We start from the raw sequence: 14,585 nt of genomic DNA on the forward strand, positions 1-14,585 counted from the left end.
ACCTTCCTGTCCTTCGAGTTGACGACCTCCACCACGTCCCCGATCAGCGTCCGGTCGAAGAACCAGCCGCCCGGCGTCGTCGCGCTGCCGCCCTTCGCGTCGCGCAGCCCGATACAGCCGTGGCTGACGTTCTCCTCGCCGAAGACCTCTTCCTCGGCCCAGTAGTTGCCGTGCAGGAAGGTGCCGGAGGTGGTGAGCCGGATGGCGTGCGGGACGTCCTTGATGTCGTACTCGCCCTTGCCGTCGTCGTCGGTGAAACCGACCGTCGCGCCGTTCATCCGGGTCTCCTTGAACTTCTCGGAGATCACCATCTGGCCGTTGTACGTCGGGTTCTTCTCGCCGCCCGCCGAGATCGGGATGGTCTTGACCTTCGCGCCGTCGCGCACGACCGTCATCTGTTTGGTCTTGACGTCGACGGTGCTGACCTGCGAGCGGCCGATGTTGAAGGTGACCTTCTTGTCCTGCACACCGGTCATGTTCGGGCCGCCCTTCACCCCGTCGAGGTTCAGGTCGAGAGTGACCTTGGAGCCGGGCTTCCAGTACTCCTGGGGGCGGAAATCGAGCCGGGTCCCGTCGAACCAGTGCCCGACGACCTGCTGGCCGCTGGACGACTTGACCTTGATCGCGGACTGGACGGCCTTCTTGTCGCCGATCGCCTTGTCGAAGTTGATCGAGACCGGCATGCCCACGCCGACGGTCTGGCCGTCCTCGCCGGTGTAGCTGCCGATGAAGCTGTTGTCCGGGGAGACCGTGGTGAAGGTCGAGTTCTCGACCGCCTTGCGGCCATCGCCGTCCTTGGCCTTCGCCGTGATCTTGTACTGCGTCGCCCGCTCCAGCTGATCGGCGGGCTTCCACGTCTTCCCGTCGCCCGAGACGGTGCCCTCGACGGGCGCACCGCCCTGCGCGGTCACCATGGTGACGTCGGTCAGCTTCCCCTTGCTGACGGTGACGTTGCCGCCGGTGTTGATGCTCGCGCCTTCGGCGCCGTTCTTGGAGGCGATCTTTATTCGAGCCTCCGAACTCTTGCCCCCCGCCCGGGCCTGCTTCGACCCGCCTCCGCTGTCGCCCTCGGCGCCCGACGAACCGCAGGCGCTCAGCGTCAGTACACCACCGAGCAGTACGGCGGTCGCCGATATCGCCCTGCGGTGGTTACCCAGCGTTGTCACTGACATCTCCATCTACGTCAGATTGCAAGTCTCCCCGAATCGCCGCGTACGCCTACCGCCGGAGCAAACCGGACATCTGCGGACCCAGCTCTACGGGACATAACGCAATGGGACAGCTGACCGGTTCCACACGAGACGAAACTGTGGTCCAGGACACGTGTCGTCACCTGCGGTGGCGCGGCCCTCTACGCACGGTCCTACTCCTCGTCGAGATCGTCAAGAGCGTCCAGGTCGTCCTCGTCGACCTCCTCGCTGCCCCAGCTGGCGTGCGCCAGCTCCACCCCCGGAAGCGCCCTGACCAGGTCGAAGGGGTCGACCAGATACGCGATGGCCTCCCCCGGGTCCGCGGCGACGATCTCTCTGGCGTGCGCGCGCTCCTCGTCGGGCATCAGCGCATCGCCCTCGACCCGTTCGAGCGCCGACCTGGTCAGCGCCTGCGGGTCGGCGATCTCCACGACCAGCTCGACGCGGAGCCGGATGGACGGTGCGATGTGCGGTGTTTCGTCAGCAGCCATGGCAGGGAGCGTAGGGCGCATGGGGCCCTTGGCTTCCGTACGACCCGCGGCTGTCTATAACATCGGGCAGCGTGCCGCCAGTTCGTGGCACCGGAAACGCACCACCGCACTCGGAAGGGGCTCTTCGTGTCCGGAGCCGGACTGTCACGGTCCACCGTATCCGCACACCGCCGCTCGCTGACGACGGCCACCGCGGCAGGCGCGGTGCTCTGTGCCCTCTGGTTCGTGCCCACCGCGAAGGCCACCCCGGACCACTCGGTTCCGAGTGCGGCGGCGTCGAAGCACGCGGGCGACGGGGGGCACGGGACGCGTACGCAGACGCTCACCCGCGACGACGGCTTCGGCAGCACGCCCTACCTCGTGGGCGGCGCCGGCTTCGCGGGGGCGGGCGGTGCCCTGCTCATCCGCACCCGTCGCCGGCGCCGCGCGTGATCCCCGCCGGCTCCCAGCACCCCTCCCGCCCCTAGGCGAGTTCGCCCGTCGTCGATTCCGCCGCCGCCACCAGCGCGCCCGTGCGGACGAACCGCTCCGCCGCCGCCAGGTCCGGCGAGAGGAAGCGGTCCGGGCCCGGGCCCTGTGCGCCCGCCTCACGCAGCCCCCGTACGACCGTGCGAGCCGCCGGCCCCGGCGTCAGCCGGCCGCTCTCGGCACGCAGTTCGATCGCACGCGCGGCGGCGTAGAGCTCGACGGCGACGACGCGGGCCAGGTTGTCCACCGCGGTACGGAGCTTGCGTGCCGCGGACCAGCCCATGGAGACGTGGTCCTCCTGCATCGCGGAGGACGGGATCGAGTCGACCGAGGCGGGGACCGCCAGCCGCTTCAACTCGCTGACCAGGGCCGCCTGCGTGTACTGGGCGATCATCAGCCCGGAGTCGACGCCGGCGTCGTGGGCGAGGAAGGGCGGCAGGCCGTGTGAGCGGTTCTTGTCCAGGAGCCGGTCGGTGCGGCGTTCCGCGATGGAGGCGAGGTCGGCGGCGGCGACGGCGAGGAAGTCGAGCACGTAGGCGACCGGCGCGCCGTGGAAGTTGCCGTTGGACTCGACGCGCCCGTCGGGCAGCACCACGGGGTTGTCCACAGCGGCGGCAAGTTCGCGCTCCGCGACCGTACGGGCGTGCGCGAGGGTGTCCCGGCCGGCGCCCGCGACCTGGGGGGCGCAGCGCACCGAGTAGGCGTCCTGGACGCGCGGCGCGTCGTCCTGGTGATGGCCGGTCAGCCCGGAACCCGCCAGCACCTTCAGCATGTTGGCGGCCGAGGCCGCCTGTCCGGGGTGCGGGCGGATGGCGTGCAGCTCGGGCGCGAGGACCTTGTCGGTGCCGAGCAGCGCCTCCATGGTGAGCGCGGCGGCGATGTCGGCCGAGGTGAAGAGGCGGGCGAGGTCGGCGCAGGCGAGCAGCAGCATGCCGAGCATGCCGTCGGTGCCGTTGAGGAGCGCGAGCCCTTCCTTCTCGCGGAGTTCGACGGGCTCGATGCCGTGCGCGGCGAGCAGTTCGGCGGCCGGCGCGACGGCGCCGTCGGGCCCCTCGGCGTCGCCCTCGCCCATCAGGGTCAGGGCGCAGTGGGAGAGAGGGGCGAGGTCGCCGGAGCAGCCCAGCGAGCCGAACTCGTGGACGACGGGGGTGATTCCGGCGTTGAGCAGGGCCGCCATCGACCGGGCGACCTCGGCCCGTACGCCCGTACGGCCCGAGGCGAGGGTCTTCAGCCGCAGGAACATCAGCGCGCGCACGACCTCACGCTCGACGCGCGGGCCCATGCCGGCGGCGTGCGAGCGCACGATGTTGCGCTGGAGCTGGGCGCGCAGGCCGGGGCTGATGTGCCGGACGGCGAGGGCGCCGAAGCCGGTGGAGACGCCGTAGACGGGCTCGGGCTTGGCGGCCAGCTCCTCGATGAACCGCCGCGACGCGTCCAGGGCGGCCAGCGCGTCCGGCGACAGCTCGACGCGGGCGCCTTCGCGGGCGACGGCGATGACGTCCTCGGGGCGCGTGCCGGAGCTGCCCAGGACCACGGTGTGCATACTCATATTCAGGCACCCTAGAGAGTGAATCGAAAACTGTCACGACCGGGTCCCGGTCTCACGCGTCCGGGGCGGGGGTGTCCGCGGAGTCCGGGGCGTCCGGGACGTGGCCGCGGAAGTGGCGCCGGTCGCCCAGGCGCGGCTGCGCGGAGGCCTCCGCGGCGATGTCGGACGCTTCGGACGCGTCCGCAAGCCGCACCACCGGGTCCTCGGCGCCGCCCTCGCGCCCCGCGACGACCGGTTTCCGCGCGCGGGCCGCCTTCGCGCGGTACTGCGCCGCGTCCGCGAGCCGGAAGAGGCGGGCTCCCGACCGTACGACCCCGATCGGATCCCCTGTGGAGGCGACCCCGCACGCGACCCCCTCCCCGTCCCGCAGCTCGCTCGCCCTGCGGCAGACCTCGTCCGCCGCCCGTACCACCTCGTCCGCCGCCGGCCCCACCGTCAGCAGGCAGAACTCGTCGCCGCCCAGCCGCGCCGCCAGCGCCCCCGGCAGCGTCGCGCCGCTCAGCGACAGCACCATCCCGAAGCGCTCCAGCAGCCGGTCACCGGCCTCGTGGCCGAGTTCGTCGTTCACCCGCTTGAGGCCGTTGACATCGCAGACGACGAGGCTGACGACCGTGCCGTCCGCGCGGTGCCGCGCCAGTCCGTCGTCCAGTTTCGTGTCGATCGCGCGGCGGTTGGCCAGCCCCGTCAACTGGTCGGTGAACGCGAGGCGGCGCACCTCCTCCAGCTGCTCGTCCTGCGCGATCCCGGCGGCGATGATCGCGGCCAGTATGGCCGCGAAGTCCACGTCGGAACGGTCGAAGGGGGGCGCGCCCGGCGCGCGGGCGACATACAGCTCGCCCCAGGCGCGGCCGTGCAGCACGATCGGCGCGACGACACAGCAGCCCCGGCCGCGGCGGCGCAGGGCGGCCACCCGCGGCGGGCAGGGCCCTTCGGCGGCGAGCCCGGTGCGCCGCCCGGCCGTCTCCACCCACGCCTGCGGCGTGTCCTCGCCGCCCCCGGGCCACCGCTCGGACAGCGACTCGGTGATCTCCGGGAAGTCGTGCACCGGGTAGGACTCGTCCTCGGGGAACTCGTTCTCGTCCTCGGTGAGCTCTCCGACGTTGGCCAGAACATCCAGCCGGCCGCGCGCCCGGTCCCAGGCCGAGACGGCCGCGAACGAGCCGTCCATCGCGGCGCACGCCCGTACGGCCGCGGCGTGCGCGACCTCGCGGTGCGCGGGCTGCTGGGGGTGTGCGGCGCGGGAACGCTGTGCGGTCGCCATGGCCTGCGCCAGCCCGACGACCGCCCGCAACCGCGCGTCCTCTTCCATGGGGCCAGGCTAGGAGCGTTCACCCCACCCTGCCGGGTGGGCTACTCCCGCTCCCCCGCGTTCAGGCGGCCCTCACTCGCCGGGCCACTGCGGCTTCCGCTTCTCGTTGAAGGCGGCCACGCCCTCCACCCGGTCCCCGGAGAAGGCGACCGTGCGCCAGGCCGCGTCCTCGATCTCCAGACCCGCCCGCAGGTCCAGGCCCCAGCCGGTGCGCAGCGCGCGCTTGGCGGCGCGCAGGCCGACCGGGGAGTTGCCGGCGATACGGGCGGCCAGCGCGAGCGCCTCCGTCCGGTCCTGGCCCGCCTGCACCAGCTGATCGACCAGGCCCAGGTCGTGCGCCTCGGCGGCCTCGAGGCGGCGCGCGGTGAAGATCAGCTCGGCGGCGCGGGCCGCGCCGACCCGGCGTGGCAGCAGCTGGGTGCCGCCGCCGCCCGGAATGACACCGACCGACACCTCGGGCAGCCCCACGACGGCGCTGGGGTCGGCCACGATCAGGTCGCAGGAGAGCGCCAGTTCGAAGCCGCCGCCCAGTGCGTGACCGTGCACGGCGGCGATGGTCGGCATCGGCAGCTCCAGCACGCCGGTGTAGGCGGCGCGGGCGGTGGGGCGCTGGCGGCCCAGCTCCGCGTCGCTGAAGGAGTTGCGCTCCTTGAGGTCGGCGCCCACGCAGAAGGCCCGTTCGTGGGTGGAGCTGAGCACGGTGGCCCGTACGGTCCGGTCGGCGGCGAGGTCGGCGCACGCCTCGGCGATCCGGGCGGCCAGCTCGCTGGAGACGGCGTTCATGGCCCGGGGACGGTCCAGTACGAGTTCGGCGACGTGGGTCCCGGCGTCCTTGCGGACCACGATCCACTCGCCGTACCGCTCTTCGCTGACCCCGACGCCGACGCTGACGCTGCTCATCCGACCCCTCCGGTTAACGCTCGCTCACCAATGCCGCGGGCCACTGTACGGGGCCGCTCCGCGGCGCTCCGGCCCGCTCGGCACGCGGCCTCCCCGGTGGAGCCAGGGGGAGTCATCCGGGCCCGCGCCAGGCGCGAGGCCAGCCTCGCCGAGCCGCGAACCGGTGTTCCCGCCCGTGCGTGCCTGCACGCAAGCACCGGCGGGCGGTGGTACGTGCCCCGCGCGAGCGGGGCACGCGATCTGCCCCTGGCGGAACCAGTGGGCAGCCGGCAGGCGAGGCATCCGGCGAGGCAGGACGGAGCGGCGCAGGCGCTAGCGCCGGCCCAGCATCCAGGGTTCGACGACGCCCAGGCCGCGCACCGGCCGCTGGTAGAGGGGCTGGAGGCCGAAGCGGTACCCCGACACGTCCTCGGTCTCCTTCTCCGACTCCGGCGCGTCGCCCGCGGCGACGAGCTCGGCGCGGAAGGCGCCGTCCACCAGGACCATGTCCTTGGGCGCTATCGACGTCAGCCGGCTCGCCAGATTGACCGTGTTGCCGAAGACGTCGCCCATCCGCGTCGTCATCGTGCCGAAGGCGATGCCGACGCGCAGTTCCGGCATCGTCGGGTCGTTCGCCATGGTCTCGATCAGCCGGAGGCCGATCTCCGCGGCGGCGCCCGCGTCCTCGGCGACGTAGAGGACCTCGTCGCCCAGCGCCTTGATGAGCCGGCCGCCGTTGGCCGCGACCAGATCGGCGGCCGTCGTCTCGAACGCCTCCACCAGTTCGCCCAGTTCGTCGTCCTCCAGCCGCCGCGTCAGCCGGGTGAAGCCGACGAGGTCGGCGAAGGCGATGGCCTGCCGCCGGTCGACGGTGTCCTCGTCGTCCAGGGCCTGTACGACCCGTCCGGTGGCCGCGGCCAGCTGCCGCCGCCACACGTACACGAGGAACTCCTCCAGCTCCGGCAGCAGCAGCTGCACCAGCGGATAGGTGACCTCGTTGCGCGTCATTCCGGGCTCGGGCAGCTCCGTCAGGCCCATCAGGAAGGAGTCGATCTGCCAGTCGGCCAGCCGGGAGGTGGTCTGCCCCGTCGAGCGGGCGACCTGCACGGCCGTCGTCTCGCTGAGCAGCCCCGCCTCCACCAGACCGGACAGCCGCCGCAGGGCCAGCACGTCGGCCTCGGTCAGCGCCCGCGCCTGACCGACGTCGGCGAAGCCCATCGCACGCCAGAAGCGGGCGGCCAGTTCCATGGAGACGCCGGCCGCGCGGGCCGCCTGGAAGGGCGTGTACTGGCGCTCGGAGCCGAGGATCAGCTCCTCGATGCGGAGCGCGCTGGGGTCGTCCTCGGTGCCTCGGCGGCCACTCGGTCCGCCCGGTCCGCCCGGCGCCGGCTGTCCGTCGTCGTCCGGGGCCGCGGGGCCGGGGGGCGGGTCGGCCGGGCCGGACGGGTCAGCGGGCTCGGCCTGCGGTCCCGCGGACGGGTCCGGCTGCCCGCCGGGCTCCGTTTCCGGTGACCGCTCTGACCGCTCCGACCCCTCCGCCGCCGGCTGTGACGCGGACGCAGGCACGGGAGTGTCCGGCTCATTCTCGGCCACTGTCGGCCTCTCGCCAGGTCCGGTCGTCCCTGCGCACTGGCCCTTCCGTTCTCTTGCTGTGATCTTCGGGGAGCACCGGGGACGCGTTCCGGCCACGTCCCCTCCGCCGCGTGCCCAGAGTACGGCAGCAGTGCGCCGTTCAGGGCCCATCACTCACGCGCCGACAACCCCGGACCACCGGCTCGGCGGTACGCGCCGCGAGTGAGTCCGCACGCCCCGCGCGCGTCCCGCCCTGCGCGTCCCGCCCTCCCGCGTCACGCCCCCGCGGCGCCCTCGCCACGCAGGTGCACGATGTCGCCCGCGGCGACCGGGCGCTGCACGCCGTCTCCGGTGCCGATGACGAGCCGCCCGTCGCTGTCCAGGGCCATCGCCTCGCCGACCAGTTCCTCACCGCCGGGCAGCTCCGCCCGTACGGTCCGGCCGAGCGTCGCGCACCCGGCGGCGTACGCCTCCAGCAGGCTGCTTCCCACCGGGTCGCCGTCGGCCGCGCTCCAGCGCCCGTACCAGTCCTCGACCCCGCGCAGCACCGCGCGCAGCAGCGGATCACGGTCGGTGCCCTGAGCGCCCGCGAGGACGAGCGAGCCCGCGGTGGGTACGGGCAGTTCGGCGGAGCGCAGCGAGACGTTGAGCCCGATGCCCAGCACCACGCCGACGCCACCGTTCCCGCCGCCGCCACCCGGCGCCGTCACCGTTCGCTCGGCGAGGATGCCGCCGATCTTGCGTTCCTCACCGTCGACGTCCGCGAGGACGTCGTTGGGCCACTTCAGGGCGGTGTCCACGCCCGCGGCGCGGGCGAGCGCCCCGGCGGTGGCCACCCCGGCGAGCAGCGGCAGCCACCCCCAGCGCTCCTCGGGGACCTGGGGCTTGAGCAGCATCGAGACGAAGATGCCGGAGCGCGGCGGGGCGCTCCAGCCGCGGTCCAGCCGGCCGCGGCCGGCTGTCTGCTCCTCCGCGACGAGTACGGCGCCTTCCGCCGCGCTGCCGGCCCGCGCGCGGTCCGCGAGGTCGGAGTTGGTCGACCCGGTGCGCTCGACCACCTCCAGCTCCGTCCACAGGCTGTCCGGCTTCAGCAGCGCGCGGCGCAGGGCGGTGGGGTTGAGCGGCGGCCGTTCCAGATCGGACCAGCGGCTGCCCGGGGCGTCGGGGCTGTCGGGGCTGTCGGGCGGGTTCGGCGTCATGCGGCACAGCGTAGGCCGGGCCGGGCCGGTCGGCAGGGGTGTACGGCCGAAGCGTCGAGTGTGGTCAACGCCGCACCGCCGGACGGCCGCTTCGCCGATAACCTACGAACCGGTAGCCGCACGCTGACGAGTAGGAGCCGCACGCTGATGTCGGAGCAGCAGAGCCCAGCCCACGGAAACGAGCAGCGGCACACCACCGCGGGCAAGATCGCGGACTTCGAGCGGCGCGCCACGGAGGCGACGCACGCGGGTTCGGAGCGCGCGGTGGAGAAACAGCACGCGAAGGGAAAGCTGACCGCGCGGGAGCGGGTCGAGCTGTTGCTGGACGAGGGCAGCTTCACGGAGCTGGACGAGTTCGCCCGGCACCGTTCCACCAACTTCGGCCTGGAGAAGAACCGTCCGTACGGGGACGGGGTCGTCACCGGCTACGGCACGGTCGACGGCCGCCCCATCTGCGTGTACTCGCAGGACTTCACCATCTTCGGCGGCTCGCTCGGCGAGGTCTACGGCGAGAAGATCGTCAAGGTCATGGACTTCGCGCTGAAGAACGGCTGTCCGGTGATCGGCATCAACGACGGCGGCGGCGCCCGTATCCAGGAGGGGGTCGTGGCGCTCGGGCTGTTCGCCGAGATCTTCCGCCGCAACGTGCACGCCTCCGGCGTGGTCCCCCAGATCAGTCTCATCGTGGGCCCGTGCGCCGGTGGCGCGGTCTACTCCCCCGCGATCACCGACTTCACGGTGATGGTGGACCAGACCTCGCACATGTTCATCACCGGGCCCGACGTGATCAAGACGGTGACGGGTGAGGACGTCGGCTTCGAGGAGCTGGGCGGCGCCCGTACGCACAACACCACCTCCGGCGTGGCGCACCACATGGCGGGCGACGAGAAGGACGCCATCGAGTACGTCAAGGCGCTGCTGTCCTACCTGCCGTCCAACAACCTCTCCGAGCCGCCCGTCTTCCCAGAGGAGGCGGACCTGGAGACCTCGGACGACGACCGCGAGCTGGACACCCTGATCCCGGACTCCGCGAACCAGCCCTACGACATGCACTCCGCGATCGAGCATGTGCTGGACGACGGCGAGTTCCTGGAGACGCAGGCGCTGTTCGCGCCGAACATCATCACCGGATTCGGGCGGATCGAGGGCCAGTCGGTGGGGGTGGTGGCCAACCAGCCGCTGCAGTTCGCCGGCTGTCTCAACATCGACGCCAGCGAGAAGGCGGCCCGCTTCGTGCGGACCTGCGACGCCTTCAACGTTCCGGTGATCACCTTCGTCGACGTGCCGGGCTTCCTGCCGGGGACGGACCAGGAGTACGACGGCATCATCCGGCGCGGCGCCAAGCTGATCTACGCCTACGCGGAGGCGACGGTGCCGCTGATCACCGTCATCACCCGCAAGGCGTTCGGCGGGGCCTACGACGTGATGGGCTCCAAGCACCTGGGCGCCGACCTCAACTTCGCCTGGCCCACCGCCCAGATCGCGGTCATGGGCGCTCAGGGCGCGGTCAACATCCTGCACCGCAGGACGCTCGCCGCGGCGGACTCCGACCAGGAGCGGGAGGAGCAGCGGGCGCGGCTGACGCAGGAGTACGAGGACGCGCTGCTGAATCCGTATGCCGCCGCCGAACGCGGGTATGTGGACGCTGTGATCAGGCCGTCCGAGACCCGCCGCCACATCACCCGCGGCCTGCGGGCGCTGCGCACGAAGCGCGAGCAGCTGCCGCCGAAGAAGCACGGCAACATCCCGCTGTAAGGAGGTCGTTCGCGATGCTGGAGCCGACGACGGGGGAACATCCGCCGTTCCCGCCGATCAAGGTGGTACGCGGCAATCCGACCCCGGAGGAACTGGCCGCCGCCCTGGCGGTGGTCCGGGCACGGGCCGCCGCGGTGGCGTCCGCGGGGCCCGCCTCCCGCCGCAGCGAGGAGTGGTCCGACCCGGCCCGTACGGTGCCGCGCCGGATCCCGCATCCGGGCCCGAAGGCGTGGCGCACGTCCTACTGGCCCGCCTGACCGGCGTGCGGATCGCCGGTGCGGGTGAATGAGTACGCGTACTCAGGCGCGACGCCCCGCACCGGCGCAGCATGGGGACCATGCTCTGGTCCGATCCCCGCGACGAACCACCGAAGGAGCTGCTCGCGACGCAGGCGATGTTCCGCCGCCTGAGCTGGCTGCTGCCTCTCATCGTGCTGGGCTTCGTCGTGCTCCTGCACGCCCACTGAGAGCGTTCCGACTAACGGCCTGGTGCGCGATAGAGGGTGGATCAGCGAGCTGGGGGCACCTCCCGGCGAAGCCAGGGGGAGTCATGCGGCTTCGGATCCAAGGCGGAGGAGGGAGGCGACGCGGTGGGGGCACGCCCCCTGGCTCTGCCGGGGGGACCCCCACCCACGCCGTCCAGGCTGTGGGGGAGTCGTCGACCGACGACAACGCGGGAGACGGAGTCGCAGGGCGCCGGGAGCCCGCCCGCTATCGCACACCAGGCCGTAAGGGCGTTCCGCACCCGGCACGGGCCGGCGGGCCGGGGTCCCTACGATGGCGGCATGACCTCTCAGCCTCCGCACGTCCCGCACTCCGCGGGCGCCGCGCCCACGCGCCGGCTCGTTCTCGCGTCCGCCTCGCCCGCCCGGCTGGGGCTGCTCCGGCAGGCCGGGATGGCGCCCGAGGTGATCGTCAGCGGAGTGGACGAGGACGCGCTGTCGGCGCCCACTCCGGGGGAGCTGGCGCGGGTGCTGGCGGAGGCGAAGGCGACGGCTGTCGCGGACCGCGCGGAGGCGGCGGGCGCGCTCGTCGTCGGCTGTGACTCGGTGCTGGAGCTGGACGGCCAGGCGCTGGGCAAGCCCGCGGACGCCGAGGAGGCCACGGCCCGCTGGAAGTCGATGCGCGGGCGTTCCGGTGTGCTGCTGTCGGGGCACTGCGTCATCGACACGCGTGGCGGCGCCCGTACGTCCGCGACCGCCGCCACCACCGTGCACTTCGGAGAGCCCACCGACGCCGAGATCGGCGCCTACGTGGCCTCGGGCGAACCTCTGCACGTCGCGGGCGCGTTCACCCTCGACGGCCGCTCCGCGCCCTTCGTCGAGGGCATCGAGGGAAACCACGGGAACGTACTGGGGCTGTCGCTGCCGCTGCTGCGCGAGCTCCTCGCGGAGCTGGGCGTGCCGGTGACCGACCTCTGGGTCTGACAAGCCGAGGCCGGCCGTCCGGATACGCGCGCTCCGCGTTACGTGGCGGAGGGCTCGGGGTGCGGGTCGCCGGCCGGCCGCGGCGAGGCGTGCTTCGCGGGCCCGTCCTCGACGCTGTAGCTGATGAGCGACCAGACGAGCAGGCCCAGCACCAGCATCATGAACACGAACGCGGCCCAGCCCACCAGTCCGACCGAGATGGCGCCGAGCAGCCCGTGCACCACGGCGGCGCTGATGAGCAGGATGCGGAGCATCCCGGTGGGTGCCTTGTCACGGATGGCCGTACGGGCCAACACCACCGCGCACAGCAGCAGATAGCCGCCGAAGAGCGCGCCGGCGATCACCGCCCCCAGGGACATCGCGTGCGGTGCGAGGCCGGCCATGGACATCTGCTGCTCGTCCACGACCATGCTCATGAAGATGTTCAGCAGAACGATGCCCACCGCCTCGACCACGAGTATCAGCGCCGCGGCCGCGGCCACCGATCGTCTGAGTCCCACCCCACCCCACCCACTTCCGATCCACCACCGGCCGTGGCCGGTGTTGTTCGTTACCCGGAGTACGTCGCTCCGGCAGCACAGAACGCTACTTACGGGTATCACACCAGGGCAAGAGGAACGACGCGAAGCAAAGTTTCGCTTCGTGGTTCGTAGGAATCCCACAAAGAACCTGCGAAGGGACGCGCACAGCGGTACGGAGACCTTGGCCACATTCGAAGATCCGCGAGCGCCGGTGAAAACCCGGCGTACCTTGGGAAGGCAACGGACACCGGGGCCACCGCGACCGCACGTCACACTCCGTGTGGGCAAGCTCACCACTGTGGGCGGGTCGGCTCCGGGTGTCGTCAGTACCTAAACTCTTACCACTCAGCACAACAAGTCATGTTGCGGCGCAGCGCCAAGTAGGGAGTCACAGTGCGCAAGGTGCTCATCGCCAACCGCGGCGAAATCGCTGTCCGCGTGGCCAGGGCCTGCCGGGATGCGGCGATCACGAGCGTCGCCGTCTACGCCGAGCCGGACCGGGACGCGTTGCATGTCCGCGCGGCAGATGAGGCGTTCGCGCTGGGCGGTGACACCCCGGCGGCCAGCTACCTGGACCAGGACAAGGTGCTCAAGGCCGCGGCCGACTCGGGCGCCGACGCCGTGCACCCCGGGTACGGATTTCTCTCCGAGAACGCCGACTTCGCCCAGGCGGTACTGGACGCGGGCCTGATCTGGATCGGCCCGCCCCCGGCGGCGATCCGCGGCCTCGGCGACAAGGTCGCCGCCCGGCACATCGCGCAGCGCGCCGGCGCCCCGCTGGTGGCCGGCACCAAGGACCCGGTCTCGGGCTCGGACGAGGTGGTGACCTTCGCCGAGGAGCACGGGCTGCCCATCGCCATCAAGGCCGCCTTCGGCGGTGGCGGCCGCGGCCTGAAGGTCGCCCGCACGCTGGCGGAGGTGCCGGAGCTGTACGACTCGGCGGTGCGCGAGGCGGTCTCCGCCTTCGGCCGAGGCGAGTGCTTCGTCGAGCGCTATCTCGACCGCCCCCGGCACGTGGAGACCCAGTGCCTGGCCGACACCCACGGCAACGTGGTCGTCGTCTCCACCCGCGACTGCTCCCTGCAGCGCCGCCACCAGAAGCTGGTCGAGGAAGCCCCCGCACCGTTCCTGACCCAGGAGCAGAACGCCGAGCTCTACCGCGCCTCCAAGGCCATCCTCAAGGAAGCCGGCTACGTCGGCGCCGGCACCTGCGAGTTCCTCGTCGGCCAGGACGGCACGATCTCCTTCCTGGAGGTCAACACCCGTCTCCAGGTGGAGCACCCGGTGACCGAGGAGGTCACCGGCATCGACCTGGTACGGGAGATGTTCCGCATCGCCGACGGCGGCACGCTGGACTACGCCGACCCCGAACTGCGCGGCCACTCCATGGAGTTCCGCATCAACGGCGAGGACCCCGGCCGCAACTTCCTGCCCGCGCCCGGCACCGTCACCGCCTTCGCCGCGCCCGGCGGTCCGGGCGTACGGCTGGACGCGGGTGTGGAGGCCGGCTCGGTCATCGGCCCGGCCTGGGACTCGCTGCTGGCCAAGCTGATCGTCACCGGCGCCACCCGCGAGCAGGCCCTGCAGCGCGCCTCCCGCGCGCTGGCGGAGTTCACCGTCGAGGGCATGGCGACCGCCATTCCCTTCCACCGCGTGGTGGTACGAGACCCGGCCTTCGCGCCCGAGGTCAACGGCCGTCCGGACGCCCCCTTCGATGTCCACACCCGGTGGATCGAGACCGAGTTCGTCAACGAGATCCCGCCGTACGCCGCCGCGGGAGCGGACACCGACGAGGACGAGGGCGGCCGCGAGGTCGTCGTCGTCGAGGTCGGCGGCAAACGCCTGGAGGTCTCCCTCCCCTCCTCCCTCGGCGTCTCGGCCGCACCGGCGGCGGGCGGCGGCAGCAAGAAGCCCAAGCGCAAGGCGGCCAAGAAGGCGGGCGGCGCGGCATCCGGCGACGCCCTGGCCTCCCCGATGCAGGGCACCATCGTCAAGGTCGCGGTGGAGGAGGGCCAGCAGGTCGAGGAGGGCGAACTCGTCGTCGTACTGGAGGCGATGAAGATGGAGCAGCCCCTCAACGCGCACCGCTCCGGCACCGTCAAGGGCCTGCAGGCGGAGGTCGGCGGCTCGCTGTCGTCGGGCACCGTGATCTGCGAGATCAAGGACTAGCGCCCCTCCCGGCAAACATTGCCGGTCACGGCACTAGCGTCGGCGCGGTCCGCATCC

The 14,585-nt window shown here is 72.2% G+C and carries 14 protein-coding genes; 6 read left to right on the plus strand and 8 right to left on the minus strand.

Annotated elements, in window-relative coordinates; translation table 11 throughout:
• Positions 1 to 1,178: L,D-transpeptidase (locus tag ACRDP3_RS02790; RefSeq protein ID WP_431515189.1), on the minus strand; the 1,178-nt coding region annotated here is incomplete at its 3' end.
• Positions 1,179 to 1,363: 185 nt separating this feature from the next.
• Positions 1,364 to 1,681 (minus strand): hypothetical protein, encoded by a 318-nt coding sequence (locus tag ACRDP3_RS02795; protein ID WP_431515190.1) that lies wholly within the window; start codon positions 1,679 to 1,681, stop codon positions 1,364 to 1,366.
• A gap of 126 nt (positions 1,682 to 1,807) precedes the next feature.
• Here ACRDP3_RS02795 and ACRDP3_RS02800 point away from each other — a divergent pair, with 126 nt between their 5' ends.
• On the plus strand, positions 1,808 to 2,113 hold the full coding sequence (locus tag ACRDP3_RS02800; RefSeq protein ID WP_431515191.1) for a hypothetical protein: 306 nt from the start codon (positions 1,808 to 1,810) through the stop codon (positions 2,111 to 2,113).
• 31 nt (positions 2,114 to 2,144) lie between these two features.
• Here ACRDP3_RS02800 and hutH read toward each other — a convergent pair whose 3' ends face one another.
• From hutH to ACRDP3_RS02825, 5 genes are all read right to left on the minus strand, one after another.
• On the minus strand, positions 2,145 to 3,698 hold the full coding sequence (gene hutH, locus ACRDP3_RS02805) for a histidine ammonia-lyase (RefSeq protein ID WP_431515192.1): 1,554 nt from the start codon (positions 3,696 to 3,698) through the stop codon (positions 2,145 to 2,147).
• 52 nt (positions 3,699 to 3,750) lie between these two features.
• A complete protein-coding gene (locus ACRDP3_RS02810) occupies positions 3,751 to 5,007 on the minus strand; it encodes a diguanylate cyclase domain-containing protein (RefSeq protein WP_431515193.1) in 1,257 nt (418 codons plus the stop codon).
• A 72-nt stretch (positions 5,008 to 5,079) separates the two neighbouring features.
• Positions 5,080 to 5,907, minus strand: coding sequence for an enoyl-CoA hydratase/isomerase family protein (locus ACRDP3_RS02815; RefSeq protein WP_431515194.1), 828 nt, complete (start codon positions 5,905 to 5,907; stop codon positions 5,080 to 5,082).
• A 312-nt stretch (positions 5,908 to 6,219) separates the two neighbouring features.
• On the minus strand, positions 6,220 to 7,452 hold the full coding sequence (locus ACRDP3_RS02820; RefSeq protein WP_431515195.1) for an adenylate/guanylate cyclase domain-containing protein: 1,233 nt from the start codon (positions 7,450 to 7,452) through the stop codon (positions 6,220 to 6,222).
• A 281-nt stretch (positions 7,453 to 7,733) separates the two neighbouring features.
• Positions 7,734 to 8,657, minus strand: a complete 924-nt coding sequence (locus ACRDP3_RS02825) for a biotin--[acetyl-CoA-carboxylase] ligase (protein WP_431515196.1) — start codon at positions 8,655 to 8,657, stop codon at positions 7,734 to 7,736.
• A 147-nt stretch (positions 8,658 to 8,804) separates the two neighbouring features.
• Between ACRDP3_RS02825 and ACRDP3_RS02830 the strand changes: the two genes are divergently transcribed.
• From ACRDP3_RS02830 to ACRDP3_RS02845, 4 genes are all read left to right on the plus strand, one after another.
• Positions 8,805 to 10,412 (plus strand): acyl-CoA carboxylase subunit beta, encoded by a 1,608-nt coding sequence (locus ACRDP3_RS02830; protein ID WP_431515197.1) that lies wholly within the window; start codon positions 8,805 to 8,807, stop codon positions 10,410 to 10,412.
• Positions 10,413 to 10,426: 14 nt separating this feature from the next.
• Complete coding sequence (locus ACRDP3_RS02835; protein ID WP_431515198.1) at positions 10,427 to 10,669, plus strand: acyl-CoA carboxylase subunit epsilon; 243 nt, start codon at positions 10,427 to 10,429, stop codon at positions 10,667 to 10,669.
• An 80-nt stretch (positions 10,670 to 10,749) separates the two neighbouring features.
• Positions 10,750 to 10,878: a morphogenic membrane protein MmpB gene (gene mmpB / locus ACRDP3_RS02840; RefSeq protein ID WP_431515199.1), complete on the plus strand. Its 129-nt coding sequence runs from the start codon at positions 10,750 to 10,752 to the stop codon at positions 10,876 to 10,878.
• Positions 10,879 to 11,196: 318 nt separating this feature from the next.
• Positions 11,197 to 11,838, plus strand: coding sequence for a Maf family protein (locus tag ACRDP3_RS02845; protein ID WP_431515200.1), 642 nt, complete (start codon positions 11,197 to 11,199; stop codon positions 11,836 to 11,838).
• Between the two features lie 38 nt (positions 11,839 to 11,876).
• Here the strand turns inward: ACRDP3_RS02845 and ACRDP3_RS02850 are convergent, their stop codons facing one another.
• Entirely contained in the window at positions 11,877 to 12,338 is a 462-nt protein-coding gene (locus ACRDP3_RS02850; protein ID WP_431515201.1) for a hypothetical protein, read from the minus strand.
• A gap of 414 nt (positions 12,339 to 12,752) precedes the next feature.
• Between ACRDP3_RS02850 and ACRDP3_RS02855 the strand changes: the two genes are divergently transcribed.
• Complete coding sequence (locus tag ACRDP3_RS02855; RefSeq protein ID WP_431515202.1) at positions 12,753 to 14,528, plus strand: acetyl/propionyl/methylcrotonyl-CoA carboxylase subunit alpha; 1,776 nt, start codon at positions 12,753 to 12,755, stop codon at positions 14,526 to 14,528.
• The last annotated feature ends 57 nt before the right edge of the window (positions 14,529 to 14,585 follow it).

It is taken from the genome of Streptomyces sp., assembly GCF_050698815.1.
Classification (GTDB): Bacteria; Actinomycetota; Actinomycetes; order Streptomycetales; family Streptomycetaceae; genus Streptomyces.